Genomic DNA, 18,627 nt, shown 5'->3' with positions numbered 1-18,627 from the left:
CGGCTCGACCAGGCTCTTCAGTCATGCAGACGAGCACAACCCGTCCGAAACGGGACCTCTTCCTCGACGTCGTGCGGGCCGCCGCGATCGCCGGTGTGGTCGGCCAGCACTGGCTGATGCCGGTACTGGGGTACGCGGACGGGCGACTGGCCACCGGGAACGCGCTGGCCACCCCCGGCTGGTGGGTGATCACCTGGCTGTCCCAGGTGATGCCGCTGGTGTTCTTCGCCGGTGGGGCGGCGAACCTGATCTCGCTGAACGCCGCCACCAGCAGCCGTGACTGGCTGGCCGCGCGCGTGCAGCGGCTCCTCCTGCCCGCGCTGCCGTTGTTCATGGTCTGGCTCGTCGTGCCCGAACTGCTGCGTGCCTTCGGCATCCCCGAGCAACCGCTGGAAGTGGCCGGCGCGATCGCCGCGCAGTTGCTCTGGTTCCTCGCGGTGTACTTGGTGACCGTCCTGGTCACGCCGCTGATGGCCGCGGCACACCGGCGCTGGGGTCTGCGGGTGCCGGTGGTCATGGCCGTCGCCGGGGTGCTCGTGGACGTGGCCCGCTTCAACGACCTCGGCCTGATCGGGTACGCCAACGCCGTGTTCGTCTGGCTCGCCGTGCACCAGATCGGCTTCCTCTACGCCGACGGCCGCCTCGGATCGCTCGGCAGGCGTGGCGCGCTGACCATGTCCGCCGCCGGTTTCGGGGTCACCGCGCTGATGGTCGCCTTCGGCCCGTACCCGGCGAGCATGATCGGCATGCCCGGGGCGCCGGTGTCGAACATGAGCCCGCCGAGCGTGCTGCTGGCCGCGCTGGCCGTGGGGCAGATCGGCCTGCTGCTCGCGTTGCGCCCGGCCATCGTCCGCTGGGCCGTGCGCCCGCCGGTGGCGGCCGCCCTGCGCTGGCTCGGCCCGCGGTTCATGAGCGTGTACCTGTGGCACATGCCCGCACTGGTGGTCGTCGCCGGGGTGTCGGTGCTCGGCTTCGGTTACCGGACCCCGGAACCCGGCAGCATCGCCTGGCTCGCCGCGGCCCCCCTCTGGCTGGCCGCGACCGGCCTCGTGCTGGCCGCGCTGCTGCGCGTCTTCGCCCGCTTCGAGGTCCGCAAGCTCGACGGCGGCCCGATCGCCCCGACCGCGCAACTGGTGCTGGCCGGGCTGGTCGCCTCCGGTGGGCTCCTCGGCCTGGCCGCGACCGGCTTCACCACACCTCCCGACAGCGGTCAGCTGGCCGGGCCGCTGCCATGGGTCTTCGGTGTCACCGCGGCCTTCCTGCTGGCGGGCAAGCCGCTACGGCTCAAGGCCCAGCAGGCGCGCCGGGGTGTCGTGCAGCACCTGCCGCAGGAACTGCTCCCCCAGCCGGTCGTCGGCAGCCGCCCATGAGGCGACGGCCCGCAACTGGGTCGCGTAGGAGTACGGGATGTTCGGGAAGTCGGTGCCCAGCACCACCCGCTCACCGAGGCCGGCCAGGCTGGACACCCAGCCGGCCGGCTTCGGCATCATCGCCTCGGTGAACGGCACGCCGACCATGGTGGTGTCGAGGTACACGTTCGGGTACCGCCGCACCAGCTCGACCGCCGCCTCGTACTCGGGCATGCCGGCGTGGGCCAGCACCGCGGTCAGCCGGGGGTGCCGTTCGAGGACCGCGCCGAACACGTCCAGCCCGGTGTGCACGCCCCGCAGCGGGCCGTGTCCACAGTGGACCACCACCGGGAGCCCGGCGTCGGCCAGCGTGCCCCAGGCCTTGTCGAGCAGGTCGTCGCGCGGGTCGTAGGCCCCGACCTGGACGTGGGCCTTGAAGCAGCGGGCACCGGCGCGGACCGCCGAGTCCACATAGGACGCGGCGGACGGCTCCGGGTACAGGGTCGCGGTGGGCACCGCCTCCGGCACGCGCGCGCCGAAGTCCAGCGCCCACTCCGAGAGCCACTCGGCCATGCCCGGCTTGTGCGGGTAGACCAGCGGCGCGAACCGCAGCACCCCGAGCGAGCGGAGCACGTCCAGCCGCTCCGCCTCGGGCAGCCGGTAGTGGATCGGCCACGGGGTGCCGTAGTGGCGCTCGGCCTGGTCGAAGTAGGACCAGACCTTCGCCATCACCCGCTCGGGCAGGAAGTGCACGTGCAGGTCGACCAGCCCGGGCAGGCCGAGCGAGCGCACCCAGCCCGGGACGTCCGCATCGGACTCCGGGCCGGTGCCGCTCAGTACCGGCCCTTCAGCGCGCGGCCCATCGCCTTGCGCACCTCGCGGTCGGCGTCGCGCTTGGCCAGGTCCTGGCGCTTGTCCCAGGCCTTCTTGCCCTTGGCCAGCGCCAGTTCGACCTTGACCTTGCCGTCCTTGAAGTACATCGACAACGGGACCAGGCTGAGCCCGCTCTCCTTGGTCTTGCCGATCAGCTTCTCGATCTCGCCCTTGTGCAGCAACAGCTTCCGGGTCCGGCGGGGCATGTGGTTGGTCCACGTGCCCTGCACGTACTCGGGGATGTGCACGTTGCGCAGCCACACCTCGCCGTCGTCCACCGTGGCGAACGCGTCGGCCAGTGAGGCCTTGCCGTCACGCAGGCTCTTCACCTCGGTACCGACGAGCACGAGACCGGCTTCGTAGGTGTCGAGGATGGAGTAGTCGTGCCGAGCCTTGCGGTTCGACACGATCACCTTGTGACCACGTTCCTTGGGCATGATGACAACTCTACGTGATTCTCATCCGCACGACACCGGCATTAATGCCGCACGTACAGACGCAGCGTGACGTACCCGGTGACCGCGGAAATCAGGATGGACACCCCCAGCAGGATCGGCGCCACCGGGAACAACACGTCCAGTGTGGTCACCTGCGGGATGATCCCGCCCGCCGAGGTCAGCAGCGTGTCGAAGAACAACATCTTGCCCACCAGCAGGAAGACGATGGCGAGGATCGCGCCGACCACGCCGGCGACCACCGCCTCCAGAAGGAAGGGCAGCTGCGTGTACCACCGCGTCGCGCCGACCAGGCGCATGATGCCGACTTCGGTCCGCCTGGTGAACGCCGAGACCTGGATGGTGTTGGAGATCAGCAACAACGCGGCGAAGGCCTGCAGCAGCGCGACCACGAAGGTGATGTTCCGGAAAACGTTGAGCCCGTTGAAGAACCGCTCGAGGAACACGTTCTGGTCGTCGACCTTGTCCACCCCGGGACGGCCGGTGTACTCCTTGACGATCACGTCACTGCGGCTCGGGTCTTCGAGCTTGATGTGCAGCGAGGCGGGCAGCGACTCGGGGCGCGCCAGCTCGACCAGCTCCGGCTGGCCCTCGAAGATCCGCTTGAACCGCTCGAAGGCGTCCTGCCGGTTCTCGAACACCACGGAGTCGACGCCGGGCCTGCTGTCCAGCTCGGTGCGGAGGCCGGAGCACAGCTGCTGCGAGCAGTTGGCGTCACTGGCGCTGACGTCGTCGGTGAAGTAGACGGTGACCTCGACGTCGTCCTGGTAGTTCGTCTGCATCTTGTCGATGGTGGTGACGATCAGCAGACCGCCGCCCAGCATGGCGAGCGAAACCGCCGTGGTGATCACCATCGCGATGGTCATCGTGATGTTCCGGCGCAAGCCGGTGACGACCTCGCTGAACACAAAACTGGCACGCATCGGGGTGGCTGTCCCTTGGGGGTCGGGGGCGAGGGGGGTGCGGCGGTACGGCGGTCAGCGGCCGACGCCGTAGACCCCGCGGGCATCGTCGCGCACGACCCGGCCGAGCTGCAGCTCGACCACGCGGCGGCGCATCGAGTCGACGATCGAGTGGTCGTGGGTGGCCATCAGCACGGTGGTACCGGTGCGGTTGATCCGCTCCAGCAGCAGCATGATGTCCTGGCTGGTGTCCGGGTCCAGGTTCCCGGTCGGCTCGTCGGCGAGCAGCACCAGCGGCCGGTTGACGAAGGCACGCGCGATCGCCACGCGCTGCTGCTCACCACCGGAGAGTTCGTTGGGCAGGCGGTCGGCCTTGCCGTCGAGGCCGACCAGTTCGAGGACCTCGGGCACCACCTTGCGGATGGTCTGCTTCGGCTTGCCGATCACCTCGAGCGCGAACGCCACGTTCTCCGCGACGGTCTTGTTGGTCAGCAGCCGGAAGTCCTGGAAGACGCAGCCGATGGTCTGGCGCAGGCGGGGGACCCTGCGCCGGGCCATCTTGGCGACGTCGAAGTTGGAGACCAGCACACGGCCCTGGGACGGCACCTCCTCGCGGAGGAGCAGCCGGAGGAACGTCGACTTACCGGACCCCGACGGGCCGATGAGAAAGACGAACTCGCCCTTGTCCACCTCGACGGACACCCGTTCGAGGGCCGGGCGGGTCGAGGTCTTGTAGACCTTGGATACCTCTTCGAGCCGGATCACGGTGCGTCATCCTACTCAGGTCACCCGTTAAGCCTAAGTTGCCCACCACCCGAACGGGGTTCAGGCGTGTTCGCTCTGCTTCCGCCAGCGGATACCGGCCTCGAGGAAGCCGTCGATGTCGCCGTCGAGCACGGAACTGGGGTTGCCCACCTCGAACTCGGTGCGCAGGTCCTTGACCATCTGGTACGGGTGCAGCACGTAGGAGCGCATCTGGTTGCCCCAGCTGGAGCCGCCGTCCTTGAGCGCGTTCATCTCGGCGCGCTCCTCTTCCTTCTTGCGCTGCAGCAGCTTGGCCTGGAGCACCTTCATCGCGGCCGCCTTGTTCTGCAGCTGCGACTTCTCGTTCTGGCAGGAGACCACGATGCCGGTCGGCGCGTGCGTGATGCGCACGGCCGAGTCGGTGGTGTTCACGCTCTGCCCGCCGGGGCCGGAGGACCGGAAGACGTCCACGCGGATGTCCTTCTCCGGGATGTCGACGTGGTCGACCTCCTCGACCTCGGGCAGCACCTCGACGTGGGCGAAGGAGGTCTGGCGGCGGCCCTGGTTGTCGAACGGCGAGATGCGCACCAGCCGGTGCGTGCCCTGCTCGACCGAGAGCGTGCCGTAGACGTACGGGGCGCTCACCTTGAAGGTGGCCGACTTGATCCCCGCCTCTTCGGCGTAGGAGATGTCGTAGACGTCGGTCGGGTAGTCGTGCCGCTCCGACCAGCGGATGTACATGCGCAGCAGCATCTCGGCCCAGTCGGCCGCGTCGACGCCGCCCGCCTCGGACCGGATGGTCACCACGGCGTTGCGGTCGTCGTACTCACCGGAGAGCAGGGTGCGCACCTCGAGCGCGGCGATCTCCTGCCGCAGCTTGACGAGGTCGCTCTCGGCCTCGGCCTTGCTGGCGGTGTCGTCCTCCGCCTCGGCCAGCTCGTAGAGCACCCCGAGGTCGTCCACCCGCTGGCGCAGCTCGGACACCCGGCGCAGCTCGTTCTGCTTGTGCGAGAGCTGGCTGGTGACCTTCTGCGCGGCCTCCGGGTTGTCCCAGAGATCGGGTTTCGACGCCTCCTGCTCCAGCGAGGCGACGTCGACCCGCAACGCTTCCAGATCCATCACCGACTCGATCTGGGCCAGCGTGCCGGCGACATCCTTCAGCTCTGCTTCAAACTCGACGCTCACGCCGCCCCACGTTACGGGAATCCCCGGCGGCGTTCGCGGCCGGTTGCGCACAACCGGCCGCGAATTCCGCCGTTCAGGCCTGCGGGATCGCGTCGACCAGCTTGAGGGCCGCCTTCGCGTGCGCCTGGCCGAACTCGGCCACCGCCTTCGCGTAGGGGTCCTCGGCCGCCTTGATCGCCGCCTTGGCCGCGTCGAGGTCCTCGGCGTAGGCGCCACGGGCCTGCTCGACGAGGCTCGAGCGCTGCTTGGCCGTCAAGGTGCCGGCGTGCACCAGGCGGAGGATCAGGGGGCTGCGAAGGTGGTCGGGCCCGGCGTCCGAAGACAGCCACGCCTTGAAGGCCTTCTTGCCCGCGGCGGTGATGACGTACTGCTGACTGGAGCGCGGTCCCTGCTTGCCGAGACGGACCAGGCCTTCCTTCGCCAGTGCCGGGAGTTCCCGGTACACCTGGCTGCGCGTGACGCTGAAGAAGGCGCCGAATCGTTCCTCCGCTCCCGCGACGAGCTGCCCGCCGGTGGCCGGGCCGTCGTGGAGCAGACCGAGCAGGGCTGCGGCTGTTGCATTCAAATCGGACACGCCTTCTACGTTCCCACTCCGCCCCAGTTCTGTCCACAGTGGCCAGCCGTTCAGTCCACAATGGCTAGTTCACTTCGGCCGGAAAACCCCCTTTCGGCCTAGTCCGTCGATCAGTCCATAATGGACACACACCCAACGTCAACTTGAGGTGACAGCTGCGCACAGGGCGCTGACCAGGTGAAACGGCACCACACCGCTCGGTCGGGTGGCGGTTCGACCGCCGGTTCGTTCAGCTAGGTCACGTTCCTGTGTCCACAAAACTTGCACCAGGTGCGAATACACGCACCCCGTGCGAGAAGGACTGTCCACTCGCCACCCCTACAGCCCAATATGGACTCGGCGGCCACCGCGGGCACACGGGCGGACACGGAGCGCGAGCGCTCCCGGCACCGGCCCCGAGGGCGGAGACAACAAAGAGGGGCCCGGTTCGTCGAAACGAACCGGGCCCCTCTGGTGGTAGCGGGGACAGGATTTGAACCTGCGACCTCTGGGTTATGAGCCCAGCGAGCTACCGAACTGCTCCACCCCGCGTTGCAAAAACAAGATTACAGGGCGCTTCCCCCCGCTCCACACCGGGGGTACTTAAGCCTGTTTTCGCAGGTCGAGGGCAGATTTCCCACCTGAGGGGGAGTCCTCTCCTCCGCGAGGCGGAAGCGCCGCGACCCCCGCGCAGCCGACGCTGAGCCGGTGAACACGACAAGCACGCGCCGCTGGGCAGTCGCCCTCGGCTGCTGGATCCTCGGCTACGGAGCCGTTCGGCTGTTCGTGGCGCCTCCCGGCGGGGTCCGCCACGCGGACCTGTCCGCGGTCCCCGCCTGGGCCGTAGCGGCCGTGTGCACCCTCGGCGCACTGGTGGCCTTCGCGCCGCGGGTCAGCCGCGCCGTGGTGCTGGCGGGCTGGGTGGTCGCGGCGACGTTGTCGGCGCTGGGCTTCGTGCTCGTGCTCGACCTGGTCGCCCTCGCCCTGCCCGGACTCGATCTCCCCTTCGAACTCCGGCCGTTCCTCCTGCGACTCGGCTGCGCGCTGAGCGGACTCGCGTTCGCCAGGCTCGCGGTCGCGCTCCGGCGGCAGCTGCGCGGTGGTTGCCCCGACTGCGGACGGGTCGGCGGAGTCAGCCGACTGACCGTCCGCCCGAGGTGGGCGCTGGTGGCCGGGTACGCCGCAGTCGCCGGGTGCGTGCTCCGATTCGGCGCGCAAACCCTTTACCAGGACCAAATCCCGCTGGAAATGAGTCCGTCGTGGTGGATCTTCGTCGGCGGCATGCTGGCCGGTGGCACGCTGCTGCCGCTGGCGCTGGTACACCGCTGGGGCGAGGTCTGGCCGCGTTGGGTGCTGCCACTCGCCGGCCGTCGCGTGCCGCGCCTGGTGCTGTTGCTCCCGGCCGCGTTGTTCGCCCTCGGCCTCGTGTCCTACTTCGGCGCGTTCGGTCTCGTCGAGCTCCTCGTCGACTGGATCTCCGGTGCACCGATCGAACAGGCGCTCTTCCTCTGGCTCGCGGTGCTCGGCTACCTGGCGTGGGGCCTCGGCATCGGCGTCGCGGCGATCGCCTACCACGCGCGGACGCGGTCCGGCTGCGCTTCCTGCCCGGTGCCCGCACTGTCCACAGCGGACCGGACGGGTCAGCCGGCGTAGATCCGGGAAAGCCCGTTGACCAGATCGGTGATCCGCGCGCGCAACTCCGCCGGCTCGAGCACCTCGACTTCAGGACCGAGCCGGAGCAGATCGCCCGCGGAGTGCTCGGCCGATTCCATCGGGATCGTGCCGGTCACCCAGCCGTCCTCCCCCGGCTCGCCCGCGGACTCGGCGAACGCCTTGACGACGTCGGCCGCGTAGTTGTCCGGGAAACGCTCCACACCCGACGGGGACAGCCGGATCACGGCCTCGCCGCGCTGCCTCCTGGCGAGGAAGTCGGCGCGGTAGGAGGACCAGTACGCGGCGAGATCGAAGTCCGCCGGACGTTCGAAACTGTCGCCTTCAGTGCTGTCGAGGATCTGGTTCACCCGGTAGGTGGCGATCCGCTCGCCGCTGCCCGCCACGAGGTACCAGCGACCGGCCTTGAGCACGAGGCCGTACGGGTGGAGCGTGCGCTCGACGTCCCGGGGCTCGCGCCAGCGGCGGTACCGGACGTGCAGGGCCCGCTGCGTCCACACCGCCTCGGCGACGGCCGCGAGGTGGGGCGTCTCCTCGGCGTCGGAGTACCAGCCGGGGGCGTCCAGGTGGAACCGCGCGGCGATGCGTCCCGCGCGCTCACGGAGCTCGGCAGGCATCGCGGCGAGCACCTTGAGCTGAGCCGCCCCGGCCACCTGCGCCAGCCCCAGCTCCGCCGCGGGCCCCGGCAAGCCGGTGAGGAACAGCGTCTCGGCCTCTTCGGCGGTGAGCCCGGTCAGGCGTGTGCGGTAGCCGTCGAGCAACTGGTACCCGCCCGCCGGCCCGGCGTCGCCGTACAGCGGGATCCCGGCGGCGTGCAGCGACTCGGCGTCGCGGTAGATCGTGCGCACGGAGACTTCGAGTTCCCCGGCCAGCTCCCGCGCGGTCATCCGGCCGCGTGCCTGCAGCAAGAGCAACATCGACACCAGCCTGCTGGCCCGCACGATGACCCCTCCCGGAAATACGAAAGAGGGCCGTGTCCGTGGACACGACCCTCTTTCCCTCTGTAGCGGGGACAGGATTTGAACCTGCGACCTCTGGGTTATGAGCCCAGCGAGCTACCGAGCTGCTCCACCCCGCGTTGTGACACCTACCTTACTCCCCGGTTTCCCGGGGGTGCAAAGCGGGTGCCCCAAAGGTTGCCGACCTACCCCCCGGCAGGCGGCTGAGCCGCCGCCTTCGCCTGCTCGTACCGGGTCGCCGCGGCCTCCAGGTCGGAGAGCGCCTGGCCCTGCGCGACGAAGTCACCCGCCTGCTGCGCCGCCTTCAACCTGGTCAGCGCCGCGTCGATGTCGGCGACCGCCTGATCGATCTGCGGGTTGCCGGTGTTCGGCGGCAACGGCACGTTCTGCCCCGGCGTCGACGGCGGGGCCGACGGCGGCGGAGAGTTCGGATCGGTCGCCGGCGGTGGTGTCGCCGGCGGCGTGGTCGGCTGCGTCGGCCCGGTCGCCGCGTCACCGGTACCCGGTCCGAACACCTCGTCGAGCGCCTGGTTCAGCGTCGGCGCGAACCCGACCTTCGACCCGTACGAGACGAGCACGCGGGCCAGCTGCGGGAAGCTGTTCGCGTTCCGCTGCTGGATGTAGATGGGTTCGACGTAGATGAACCCGTCCGCCAGCGGCAGCGTCAGCAGGTTGCCGGGGATCACGTTGACGCTCTGGTTGCCCAGCAGCGTCCGCTGTTCGGCGAAGTCCGGGTCACTCTGGAACCGGTTCTGCACCTGCACCGGACCGTCGTTCTGGTTGCTGCCGTCACTGGGCAGCCGCAGGACTCTGATCTGGCCGTAGTCCTCCGGTTCCGAGGACACCGACACCCACGCCGCCAGGTATTGCCGCTGCAACGCGGTCAGCGAACTGGTCAGCTGGAACTTCGGTTCGGTGTCGCCCGGCGCCTGCGCCATCACGTAGTACGCCGGCTGCTTCGGCCCGTTCGCGCTCGGGTCGAGGCCACCCTCCTTGGTCGGGTCCGGCGGCACGCTCCAGAACGTCTGGGTCGAGAAGAACTCCTGCGGGCTGCCGACGTGGTACTTCGACAGCAGCTCGCGCTGCACCTTGAACATGTCCTCCGGGTACCGGAAGTGCTCACGCAGGCTCTGCGAGATCTCCGAGCTCGGCTTCACGGTGCCGGGGAACACGTTCTTCCAGGCGTTCAGCACCGGCTCGTTGTCGTCCAGCGCGTACAGCGTCACCGTGCCGTTGAACGCGTCCACGGTGGCCTTGACCGAGTTCCGGATGTAGTTCAGCGAGCTGTTCTGCTGCCTCGCCACCCCGGAAAGCGAGTCCTGCGTGGCCGCGCCCAGCTGGGTCTGCTGCGCGTACGGGAAGTTGTTCATCGTGGTGTAGCCGTCGACGATCCACTGGATCTTGCCGTCGATCACCGCCGGGTACGGGTCCCCGTCCACGGTCAGCCACGGGGCCACCTTGCTGACGCGGTCCCGCGGGTCGCGGTTGTACATGATCTTCGAGCCTTCGCTGATGGCGTCGGAGAAGAGGATGTTGCGCTCCCCCTCGTTCGCCGCGAAGACCAGGCGGTTGAACCAGCCGTCGATCGGCACGCCGCCGGAACCCTTGTAGAGGTAGCTCCGGTCGGAGGCGGTGTCGAACTCACCCGGCGCCTTGCCCTGCTGCCCGCCGACGATCGCGTAGTCGGTGGCCAGCTCGCCGTAGTAGACGCGGGCCTCGTCGACCCGGATGCCGGAGCCGGTCGGGTTGACCGTGTCACTGGTGGTGGCGATCGGATAACCACCGTCGGAGTTGCCCTGCCCGGTGGCGGTGGCATCCCCGACCGCGCGGTCGATGGTGTTCGCGGGAGCCGCGACGAAGCCGTTCCCGTGGGTGTAGACGAGGTGGCGGTTGATCCAGGTCCGCTGGTTCTCCGCGAGCCCCTCGGTCTTGATCTCCTTCGCGGCGACGATGTAGTCCTGCCGCTTGCCGTTGACCTCGTAGCGGTCGACGTCCAGCTTCTCCGGGAAGCCGTAGAAGTTCTCCCGGCCGACGCGCTGGGTGAAGGTCGGGGTCAGCACGTCCGGGTCGAGCAGGCGGATGTTCGGGATGGTGCCCTTGTCCGCCCGCACCTCGGCCGGGGTGGCCGTGGTCTTGCCCGTGTAGGCGTCGTACTTGACGTCCCCCAAGTCGAACGCGAACTTCGTGGCGTCCATGTTTCGCTGGATCGACTGCGCTTCCTTGTCGTTCGCGTTCGGGCGCACCGAGAACTGCTCCAGCACGGCGGGCCAGGCGGCGCCAACCAGGATGCCGGACAGGATCAGCAGCACCAGCGCGATCGCCGGGAGCTGGATGTTGCGCAGGAACGCGCCGACGAAGAAGGCGATCGCGCAGAACACCGAGATGCACAGCAGGATCAGCTTCGCCGGCAGCACCGCGTTCAGGTCGGTGTAGGTGGCACCGTAGAACAGCGGGGCGTTGCGGTCGGAGAAGAGCAGGTTGTACCGGTCGAGGAAGTACTCGACCGCCTTGAACAGCACGAACGTGCCGATGATGATGGCCAGCTGCACGCGGGCCGGGCCGGCCATCTGCCCGCCCTTGCCCGCCAGCCGGATGCCGCCGAACAGGTAGTGCGCGAGCAGGGCGCCGACGAAGGCCACCGCGATCGCGACGAACAGCCAGCCCAGCAACCAGTTGTAGAACGGCAGGTCGAAGGCGTAGAAGCCGACGTCGTTGCCGAACTCGGGATCGGTCTGGCCGAAGTTCGTGCCGTTGAAGTAGAGCTGGACGCGCTGCCAGGCGTCCTGCCCGGAGAACCCGGCGATGACGCCGGCGACCACCGGGATGCCGATGCCGAACAGCCGGATGCGCGCCACCACGGTGGAGCGGTACCTGGCCAGCGGGTCGTCGGCGCCGGACACCGGCACGAACACCGGCCGGGTGCGGTAGGCGATGGCGAGGCTGAGCGCGAGCATGCCGCCGACCAGCAACCCGATCGCGAAGAACAACCCGATCCGGGTGTACAGCTCGGTGGTGAACACGTTCCGGGCGCCGACCTCGCCGAACCACAGCCAGTCGACATAGGTGTCGAGGAGCCTCGCCCCCAGTAGCAGCGCCAGCACGACAACGGCCGCGATGACCAGCAGTATCCGGCTTCGTTTGGACAGTTTCGGCAGGCTCACGGGGGGCCGAGTGGCCACTGCACACGCTCCTGTTGTCGTAAATCTTCGTACGCCGGGGCGCGGCGCCGGCAGGCTCGCCGACCGCCCCTGGATACCTAACTCTACGGATGGCCTCCTGAGTTCCCTGAACCGCCCAAACCGGGCGCACAAGACGGCCGCTCAGGAGCCTGCCACGATGGGCGCATGACGGAGAGTGGTAAGCAGGCGATCGGCGTGGGCGCGCTGGCGCGTGAGGTCGAGGAGTTCGTGGCGTCGGGGGGCTGGGAGCAGCCGCCGCAGCTGTTCGCTCTGGTGCCCACGCAGGCGCTCCTCGCACAGCAGCCGGAGCTGGCTGGCCAGCTCGACGCCGATGCCGAGCTCACGCCGGTGGCGCAGGAGTCGCTGCCCGAAGGTGACCTCGCCGAGGCGCTGGCCCGGATCGCCTGGCCGGATCTGGTCGTGGGCTGCGCGCTGGCGCAGGAGATCATCGTGCTGCCGCCGGACGCCGAGGAAGAGCTGGGCGAACTCGGCGACTCGGACGCCGACCGGCTGCGTCAGGCCGCGGCGGACCACCCGCGCCGCACGGAAGCCCGCTTGGTCGCCGCCGTGCTCCGCGAGGGCGACGCCTCCTGCGTGATGCGGTTGCGCGGGCTGACCGACGCCGACGGCGAACCGGTCGACGAGATCATCGAGCGCGCCGACCTCGCCCCGAACCTGGTCGAAGCGCTCAAGGCGACCTTCGCCCCCTGAACCCGGTTCAGCAGGACGGCGTCGGGCGGTCCGCCTTGAGGTCTTCAAGCGCTGTCAGGGCGCCGTCCAGGCTGGACACCTTCACCAGCTTCAGCCCGTCCGGCGCGGCCGCGGCCGCCTCGGCGCAGTTGTCTTCGGGCACCAGGAACGTGGTCGCGCCCGCTTCACGGGCCGCGACCACCTTGAAGCTGATGCCGCCGATCGGATTGACCTCGCCGCGCTCGGTGATCTCACCGGTGCCGGCGACGTGCTCACCGTCGACCAGTTCACCCTCGGTGAGCTGGTCGATGATCGCCAGCGCGAACATCAGCCCGGCCGACGGCCCGCCGACCTCCTGCAGCGTGATCGACACGTCGTAGGGCACGTCGGCGCGGTCGATCGGCTGGAGCCCGATGAAGCCCTCCGGCCGCGCGGGGTCCGGGTTCTGCGCCAGGGTCAGCGATTCGGTGCGGGCGGGCTGCCCCTCGTGCTGGAAGGTGATCGAGATGGTCTCCCCCGGCCGCGTCGCGGCCAGCGCCTCGCGCACCTTCTCCTCGCCGGTGATGTCCACGTTGTTGACCTTCAGCAGCCGGTCGCCCGCGGCCAGCACGTGATCGGCCGGGCTGCCCGCCACCACTTCCTTGGCCAGCACCTTCACCGGCTCACCCAGCTTGCGCAGGGCGGCGACCTCGGCGTTGCTCTGCGAGTCCTCGAACTGGCGGACGTTCTGCTGCTTGACCTCTTCGTCCGACTCGCCGGGCTTGAAGTACTCCTCGCGCGGCGCCAGCGCGTACCGCCCGCTCACCCAGTAGCCGAGCGACTCGAACAGCGAGACCTCGTCGGTCAGCGAGACCGTGGTCATCCGGAGTTCGCCGCTGGTCGGGAAGGTCTGGTGGCCCTTGATCTCGATCACCTGGACCCCGTCGACCTGGCCGAGGGTGTCGTAGGTCGGCCCAGGGCCGAGCGCCACGTAGGGCACGCGGACGAACAGCCCGCACATCACGAACACCAGCACCAGCGCGCTGCTCAGGACCAGCGTCCAGCCGCGCCGGGTCAGCCGGTGCCCGTGGTCCTCGTCCTCCGCGGACGGCAGCGCCGCGTACGGGTCGATGGCCCCAGGGCGGCTTTTCTCGGCTGTGGTTTCGTCGCGCGACTCACTCACGAGGAGACAGCGTACGGTGACCATCGGCGGTCTTCCGGCCCAGGCGCGGGTTTGGGTCACGGAACCGCCTCAGCCGTACGCGAACCACGTCCGGTGACGAGGTGCTGCGCGGACGACCCGCGTACGGTGGTGCTATGAGCAAACCCCCCTTCGGCTTCGGACCGCCCGATCCCGAAAAGCGTCGAGAAAACGACCCGTCCGATCAAGGTGGCCAGTTCGGCCAGGGCGCCGACGCGTTCAACCAGCTGGGGCAGATGCTTTCCCAGCTGGGGCAGATGCTCAGCCAGGCCGGCACTTCCACGGGCCCGGTGAACTACGACCTCGCCAAGCAGATCGCCCTCCAGCAGCTGGGTTCCAGCGGTGAGGCGACGATCGGCTTCAGCGCGCAGGGCGACTCCGGGACAGCCGTTCGCGACGCCGCCCACCTGGCCGAGCTGTGGCTGGACGCGGCGACCATCCTGCCCGCCGGCGCCACCACCACCGTCGCGTGGAGTGGCCGCGACTGGGTGGAGAAGACCCTGCCCACCTGGCAGCGCCTGTGCGACCCGGTGGCCAAGCGCGTCTCCGGTGCCTGGGTGGAGGCCATGCCGGAAGAGGCCAAGCAGGCCGCGGGCCCGCTGCTGTCGATGATGGGGCAGATGGGCGGCATGGCCTTCGGCTCGCAGATCGGCAGCGCACTCGGTCAGCTCGCCTCCGAGGTGCTCACCTCCACCGAGGTCGGGTTGCCCCTCGGCCCGGCCAACACTTCCGCTCTGCTCCCGGCGAACATCGAAAAGTTCACCGAGGGCCTCGAGCGTCCCGCCAGCGAGGTGCTGGTCTTCCTCGCCGCGCGCGAAGCCGCGCACCAGCGGCTGTTCGCCCACGTGCCGTGGCTGCGACAGCGCCTGCTCGCCACCGTCGAGGAGTTCGCCAGCGGCATCACCGTGGACACCTCGGCGCTGGAGCAGCTGGCCGGCCGGATCGATCCGTCGAACCCGTCGAGCATCGAGGAGGCCATGTCCTCCGGCCTGCTCGAGCCGCAGACCACGCCGGAGCAGAAGGCCGCGCTGAACCGCCTCGAAACCCTGCTCGCCCTGGTCGAAGGCTGGGTCGACGTGGTGGTCGCCGAGGCCGTGGGCGACCGGCTGCCCGGCGCCGACGCGCTGCGCGAGACGCTGCGCCGCCGCCGCGCCACCGGCGGTCCCGCCGAGCAGACCTTCGCCACGCTGGTCGGGCTGGAACTGCGCCCGCGCCGGATGCGGGCCGCCGCCGCGCTGTGGAAGCTGGTCGGCGACACGCACGGCGTCGACCGGCGGGACAACCTCTGGTCGCACCCCGACCTGATGCCCACCACCGACGACCTCGACGACCCGATGGCCTTCTCCGAGCGCCTCGGCGAGGGCGAGTCCGACCCGATCGCGGAGGTCGAACGCGCCCAGCGCGAGGCGGACGAGGAGCGCGGGAAGAACAAGCCGGACGCTTCCGGCGACGAGAGCTGACCCGGCCGCATCTCTTCTAGTCCTCCGCCGCGATCCCGAGGCCCGCGGCGGAGGACAGGCCTTCGAGGTAACCCATCGCGCGCTCGGTCTTCGGGTAGCGCCGCACCAGCGCCCAGAACTCGGCGTTGTGCGCGGCCACCTTCAGGTGGGCCAGCTCGTGCACCAGCACGTAGTCGAGCACCCACGGCGGCACGTCCCGCAGGCGCTCGCTGACCCGGATGCTGGCGTCCGCCGGCGTGCAGGAGGCCCACCTGGTCCGCATCGGCGGCACCCAGCGGACCACGGCCGGGTTCGCCTCGCCGTCCAGGTAGCGGGCGGACAGCTCGGCGCACCTGGCCAGCAGGGCCGCGTCGGACTCCCTGGCGGGTGAGGCCCGGCGCAGCTCGGTGCGCTGCAGCTTGCGCTGCATTTCGGCCACCCAGTGCGCCTCTTCGGCCCTGGTCATCATCGCGGGGATCAGGACGACGAGCGTCTCGCCCTCGCGGTAGGCGGTGACGGTCCGGCGCCGCCGCTTGCTCCTGCGTACTTCGATCTTCGGTTGTGCGAGTTTGCTGTGTTCCCGGCTCCTCGGCGAGGGCACCCGTGCGTCGGCCACATGACAAAGGTACGGCCAGGGACCGACAACTCCGATGGATTGCCGGTCACATCGCCCGAGTTGTCCACAACCTATCTGCACCTGTGGACAACTCCCTTCACTCTTAGTGGACTCTTAGCCACCCCGGCGCAAGCTCAGCCCCATGAACCACCAGACAACGCACCGCGCCGAGATCACCCTGCCCCTGCGGCCGAGGGTCCTGCCGGGCCTTTCCGTGCTCGAACGCGGTCGCGGCGAGGTCCAGATCGGCCTCGATCCCCGGCACGGAGTGGTCGCCACCAAGCTCAGCCCGTCCCTGATCACGGCGCTGCGCTCGCTCGACGGCAGCCGCACCACCACGGAGCTGTTCGAGCTCGCCGGGGCCGCGGACGCCGAGCAGTTCCGCACCCTGCTGACCAAGCTCACCCGCCTGGGCCTGATCGAGGACGCCGGTCCCGCGGGCCCGCTGAGCTCGTCGGCCGAGACCGGTCTGTGGGCCCTGCACACCCGGCGCGCCAGCAACGAACTGGCCCGTGAACGAGCGCACTTCGCCGTCTCGATCCGCGGCGGCGGCAGGCTCGCGGTCGCCATGGCCACCCTGCTCGCGCAGGCGGGCATCGGCCACATCGAGGTGCGGGCGCAGGGCCACGTCACCGACCGCGACCTCGGCTCCGGCTATGTCGACGCCGATCTCGGCCAGCCACGCCGCCAGGCCGCGGCGGACGCGATCCGCCGGGCCAACCCGCTCGTCCGGACGACCAGGCTGACCGACCGCCACCTGCCCGACCTGGTGCTGATCACCGATTCCGTGGTGCCCGCCCCGGAGATGGTCAGCGACCTGCACGTGGAGGGGCTGGCGCACCTGGTCGTCCGCGTGCGCGAGGGGCTCGGGCTGATCGGCCCGCTGGTGTACCCGGGCCGGAGCAGTTGCCTGCGCTGTGCCGACCTCTTCCGCTCGAGCGCCGACTCCTCCTGGCCGCAGGTCGCCGGGCAACTGGCCGGCCGCGAGCAGGAAGCCGACGCGGCGAACGTCTACGCCACCGCCGGCCTGGCTACCCGCCAGGCGCTGCGTGCCCTGCACCCGCACCGTGAACCGCCGCCGACCTGGAACGGAACGCTGGAACTGGACACTTACAGCGGCAAGCTGCGCCGCCGCCACTGGTCGCCGCACCCGGCCTGCGGCTGCGGCGCCGTCGAGGTCGCGTATTGAGACCTAGCGCATACGGCGTGCGGCGTACCCCACACTGTCTCCGCTCTACGGCTGCGCACCCCGAGATCGACAAGGCACAATCGCGTAGGTGACCGACTCCCGCGACAGTTCCGAAGACGCCGCCATGCCCCGGCGAGCCGCCGCTCGCACGGCCAAGCTCGCTTCGCTGCCGCTCGGCATCGCCGGGCGCGCCGTCGGTGGCTGGGGCCGCCGGCTGACCGGCCAGAGCGCGGAAGAGGTCAACGCCACCCTCTCGGCGAAGGCCGCCGAACAGCTCTTCGAAGTGCTCGGCACCCTCAAGGGCGGCGCGATGAAGTTCGGTCAGGCGCTGAGCGTGTTCGAGGCAGCCGTGCCCGACGAGATGGCCGCGCCCTACCGGGAAGCACTGACCAAGCTGCAGTCGGCCGCCCCGCCGATGCCCGCCCGCCAGACCCACCGCGTGCTCGCCGAGCAGCTGGGCCGGTCGTGGCGCGAGCGGTTCACCGAGTTCAGCGACGAGCCCGCCGCCTCGGCGAGCATCGGCCAGGTGCACCGAGCCGTCTGGCACGACGGCCGCGAGGTCGCCGTGAAGGTGCAGTACCCCGGCGCCGACGAGGCCCTGCGCAGCGATCTCCGCCAGCTGCAGCGGCTGAGCCGGGTGTTCCAGGCGTTCGTCCCCGGCACCGACGTGAAGCCACTGCTCGCCGAACTCGCCGACCGGATGGACGAGGAACTCGACTACCGCTCCGAGGCCGAGAACCAGCGAGGCTTCGCCAAGGCCTTCGACGGCGACGACCAGGTGCTCGTCCCCAAGGTGGTGGCCAGCGCCCCCAAGGTCGTGGTGACCGAGTGGATCACCGGCACCCCACTGGCCCGCATCATCGCCGAAGGCACCACGGAGCAACGCAACGAAGCCGGCCGCCTGCTCGCCGAGTTCCACTACTCCTCTCCGGTCCGCGCCCACCTCTTGCACTCCGACCCGCACCCCGGCAACTTCATGCTGCTCCCCGACGGCAGGCTGGGCGTGATCGATTTCGGCGCCGTCGCCCGCCTCCCCCACGGCGCCCCGCCCATGCTCGGCGCGATCATGCGCCTCGCCCTCGACGGCGAGTCGGTCAAGCTGCTCGAAGCCATGCGCCAGGAGGGCTTCGTCCGCCCTGGCACCACCCTCGACCCCGCCGACGTGCAGGCCTACCTCGCCCCGTTCGTGGCCCCACTGACCACCGAACGCTTCCACTTCACCCGCCGCTGGGCCCAGAAGCAGGCAGGCCGCCTCGGCGACACCCGCAGCCAGGACTTCCGCACCGGCCGCTCCCTGAACCTGCCCCCGAACTGGCTGCTCATCCACCGCGTCACCGCCGGCGCCGTCGGCATCCTCTGCCAGCTGGACGCCGAACTGGCCCTCCGCTCCATCGTCGAACACTGGCAACCCGGCTTCGCCGACTAACCAACCCCCGCCCCCACCCTCCTCCCCCACCTCGCACCCCGGCCGCAAGCCCACCGGCCGCCCCCAGCCCAACGCCCCGTGTGTGACTCCGGACCCGAGCCGCCCTTGCCGCTCGGCGCCCCGGCACACCCACCCCGGAAGCCACCCCTCGGCGACAAAGCCGCCCTCCCCACCGCAGCCTTCCCACACACACCGCCCAACTCCCAGCCCCAGGGCA

Annotated in this window: 16 protein-coding genes and 2 tRNA genes; 6 read left to right on the top strand and 12 right to left on the bottom strand. The window is 70.0% G+C overall.

Annotated features, from left to right (window positions below; all coding sequences use genetic code 11):
* Positions 1–23: 23 nt before the first annotated feature.
* The gene (locus L3Q67_RS17670) at positions 24–1,370 is read left to right on the top strand and encodes an acyltransferase family protein (RefSeq protein ID WP_499190529.1); all 1,347 of its coding nucleotides are present in this window, start codon (positions 24–26) and stop codon (positions 1,368–1,370) included.
* On the opposite strand, the gene L3Q67_RS17665 is transcribed toward L3Q67_RS17670, so the two are convergent.
* The 7 genes from L3Q67_RS17665 to L3Q67_RS17635 form a co-directional block, all read right to left on the bottom strand.
* Entirely contained in the window at positions 1,278–2,141 is an 864-nt protein-coding gene (locus L3Q67_RS17665) for an amidohydrolase family protein (RefSeq protein ID WP_499190528.1), read from the bottom strand. The two genes, L3Q67_RS17670 and L3Q67_RS17665, sit on opposite strands and share 93 nt — an antisense overlap.
* A 41-nt stretch (positions 2,142–2,182) precedes the next feature.
* On the bottom strand, positions 2,183–2,659 hold the full coding sequence (smpB, locus tag L3Q67_RS17660) for an SsrA-binding protein SmpB (RefSeq protein ID WP_153029508.1): 477 nt from the start codon (positions 2,657–2,659) through the stop codon (positions 2,183–2,185).
* 41 nt (positions 2,660–2,700) lie between these two features.
* Positions 2,701–3,600, bottom strand: a complete 900-nt coding sequence (gene ftsX, locus L3Q67_RS17655; RefSeq protein ID WP_423582995.1) for a permease-like cell division protein FtsX — start codon at positions 3,598–3,600, stop codon at positions 2,701–2,703.
* Positions 3,601–3,654: 54 nt separating this feature from the next.
* Positions 3,655–4,344 (bottom strand): cell division ATP-binding protein FtsE, encoded by a 690-nt coding sequence (ftsE, locus tag L3Q67_RS17650; RefSeq protein ID WP_209670559.1) that lies wholly within the window; start codon positions 4,342–4,344, stop codon positions 3,655–3,657.
* Between the two features lie 60 nt (positions 4,345–4,404).
* Positions 4,405–5,508, bottom strand: coding sequence for a PCRF domain-containing protein (gene prfB / locus L3Q67_RS17645; protein WP_499190527.1), 1,104 nt, complete (start codon positions 5,506–5,508; stop codon positions 4,405–4,407).
* A gap of 73 nt (positions 5,509–5,581) precedes the next feature.
* On the bottom strand, positions 5,582–6,082 hold the full coding sequence (locus L3Q67_RS17640; protein WP_153029504.1) for a PadR family transcriptional regulator: 501 nt from the start codon (positions 6,080–6,082) through the stop codon (positions 5,582–5,584).
* A gap of 454 nt (positions 6,083–6,536) precedes the next feature.
* Positions 6,537–6,613 (bottom strand) — tRNA-Met (locus L3Q67_RS17635).
* Positions 6,614–6,769: 156 nt separating this feature from the next.
* On the opposite strand from L3Q67_RS17635, the gene L3Q67_RS17630 reads away from it, so the two are divergent.
* Positions 6,770–7,714, top strand: a complete 945-nt coding sequence (locus tag L3Q67_RS17630) for a hypothetical protein (RefSeq protein WP_499190526.1) — start codon at positions 6,770–6,772, stop codon at positions 7,712–7,714.
* Here the strand turns inward: L3Q67_RS17630 and L3Q67_RS17625 are convergent.
* From L3Q67_RS17625 to L3Q67_RS17615, 3 genes are all read right to left on the bottom strand, one after another.
* A complete protein-coding gene (locus L3Q67_RS17625) occupies positions 7,702–8,673 on the bottom strand; it encodes a helix-turn-helix transcriptional regulator (protein ID WP_499190525.1) in 972 nt (323 codons plus the stop codon). The two genes, L3Q67_RS17630 and L3Q67_RS17625, sit on opposite strands and share 13 nt — an antisense overlap.
* Before the next feature lie 63 nt (positions 8,674–8,736).
* Positions 8,737–8,810: transfer RNA gene (locus tag L3Q67_RS17620), tRNA-Met, on the bottom strand.
* 66 nt (positions 8,811–8,876) lie between these two features.
* Positions 8,877–11,852, bottom strand: a complete 2,976-nt coding sequence (locus L3Q67_RS17615; protein ID WP_499190524.1) for a UPF0182 family protein — start codon at positions 11,850–11,852, stop codon at positions 8,877–8,879.
* A 183-nt stretch (positions 11,853–12,035) separates the two neighbouring features.
* Here L3Q67_RS17615 and L3Q67_RS17610 point away from each other — a divergent pair, with 183 nt between their 5' ends.
* On the top strand, positions 12,036–12,581 hold the full coding sequence (locus tag L3Q67_RS17610; protein ID WP_499190523.1) for a PPA1309 family protein: 546 nt from the start codon (positions 12,036–12,038) through the stop codon (positions 12,579–12,581).
* Between the two features lie 7 nt (positions 12,582–12,588).
* Here L3Q67_RS17610 and L3Q67_RS17605 read toward each other — a convergent pair whose 3' ends face one another.
* A complete protein-coding gene (locus L3Q67_RS17605; RefSeq protein WP_499190522.1) occupies positions 12,589–13,722 on the bottom strand; it encodes a YlbL family protein in 1,134 nt (377 codons plus the stop codon).
* 134 nt (positions 13,723–13,856) lie between these two features.
* On the opposite strand from L3Q67_RS17605, the gene L3Q67_RS17600 reads away from it, so the two are divergent.
* Entirely contained in the window at positions 13,857–15,200 is a 1,344-nt protein-coding gene (locus L3Q67_RS17600) for a zinc-dependent metalloprotease (RefSeq protein WP_499190521.1), read from the top strand.
* A gap of 16 nt (positions 15,201–15,216) precedes the next feature.
* Here the strand turns inward: L3Q67_RS17600 and L3Q67_RS17595 are convergent, their stop codons facing one another.
* The gene (locus L3Q67_RS17595; RefSeq protein WP_499191562.1) at positions 15,217–15,732 is read right to left on the bottom strand and encodes a M48 metallopeptidase family protein; all 516 of its coding nucleotides are present in this window, start codon (positions 15,730–15,732) and stop codon (positions 15,217–15,219) included.
* Positions 15,733–15,937: 205 nt separating this feature from the next.
* Between L3Q67_RS17595 and L3Q67_RS17590 the strand changes: the two genes are divergently transcribed.
* Positions 15,938–16,984 (top strand): ThiF family adenylyltransferase, encoded by a 1,047-nt coding sequence (locus L3Q67_RS17590; RefSeq protein WP_499190520.1) that lies wholly within the window; start codon positions 15,938–15,940, stop codon positions 16,982–16,984.
* A gap of 88 nt (positions 16,985–17,072) precedes the next feature.
* Entirely contained in the window at positions 17,073–18,410 is a 1,338-nt protein-coding gene (locus tag L3Q67_RS17585) for an ABC1 kinase family protein (protein WP_499190519.1), read from the top strand.
* The last annotated feature ends 217 nt before the right edge of the window (positions 18,411–18,627 follow it).

The organism is Saccharothrix sp. AJ9571 (assembly GCF_021725495.1).
Taxonomy (GTDB): Bacteria; Actinomycetota; Actinomycetes; order Mycobacteriales; family Pseudonocardiaceae; genus Amycolatopsis; species Amycolatopsis magusensis.
Note: the sequence above shows the minus strand (reverse complement) of the source record. Positions and strands in the feature narration are given on the sequence as shown.

What these genes read in the sequence shown, in the direction of transcription:
- smpB (WP_153029508.1), bottom strand. Translation starts at nt 2,659, where the DNA reads ATGCCCAAGGAACGTGGTCACAAGGTGATCGTGTCGAACCGCAAGGCT.
- L3Q67_RS17610 (WP_499190523.1), top strand. Translation starts at nt 12,036, where the DNA reads ATGACGGAGAGTGGTAAGCAGGCGATCGGCGTGGGCGCGCTGGCGCGT.
- L3Q67_RS17600 (WP_499190521.1), top strand. Translation starts at nt 13,857, where the DNA reads ATGAGCAAACCCCCCTTCGGCTTCGGACCGCCCGATCCCGAAAAGCGT.
- L3Q67_RS17670 (WP_499190529.1), top strand. Translation starts at nt 24, where the DNA reads ATGCAGACGAGCACAACCCGTCCGAAACGGGACCTCTTCCTCGACGTC.
- L3Q67_RS17590 (WP_499190520.1), top strand. Translation starts at nt 15,938, where the DNA reads ATGAACCACCAGACAACGCACCGCGCCGAGATCACCCTGCCCCTGCGG.
- ftsX (WP_423582995.1), bottom strand. Translation starts at nt 3,600, where the DNA reads ATGCGTGCCAGTTTTGTGTTCAGCGAGGTCGTCACCGGCTTGCGCCGG.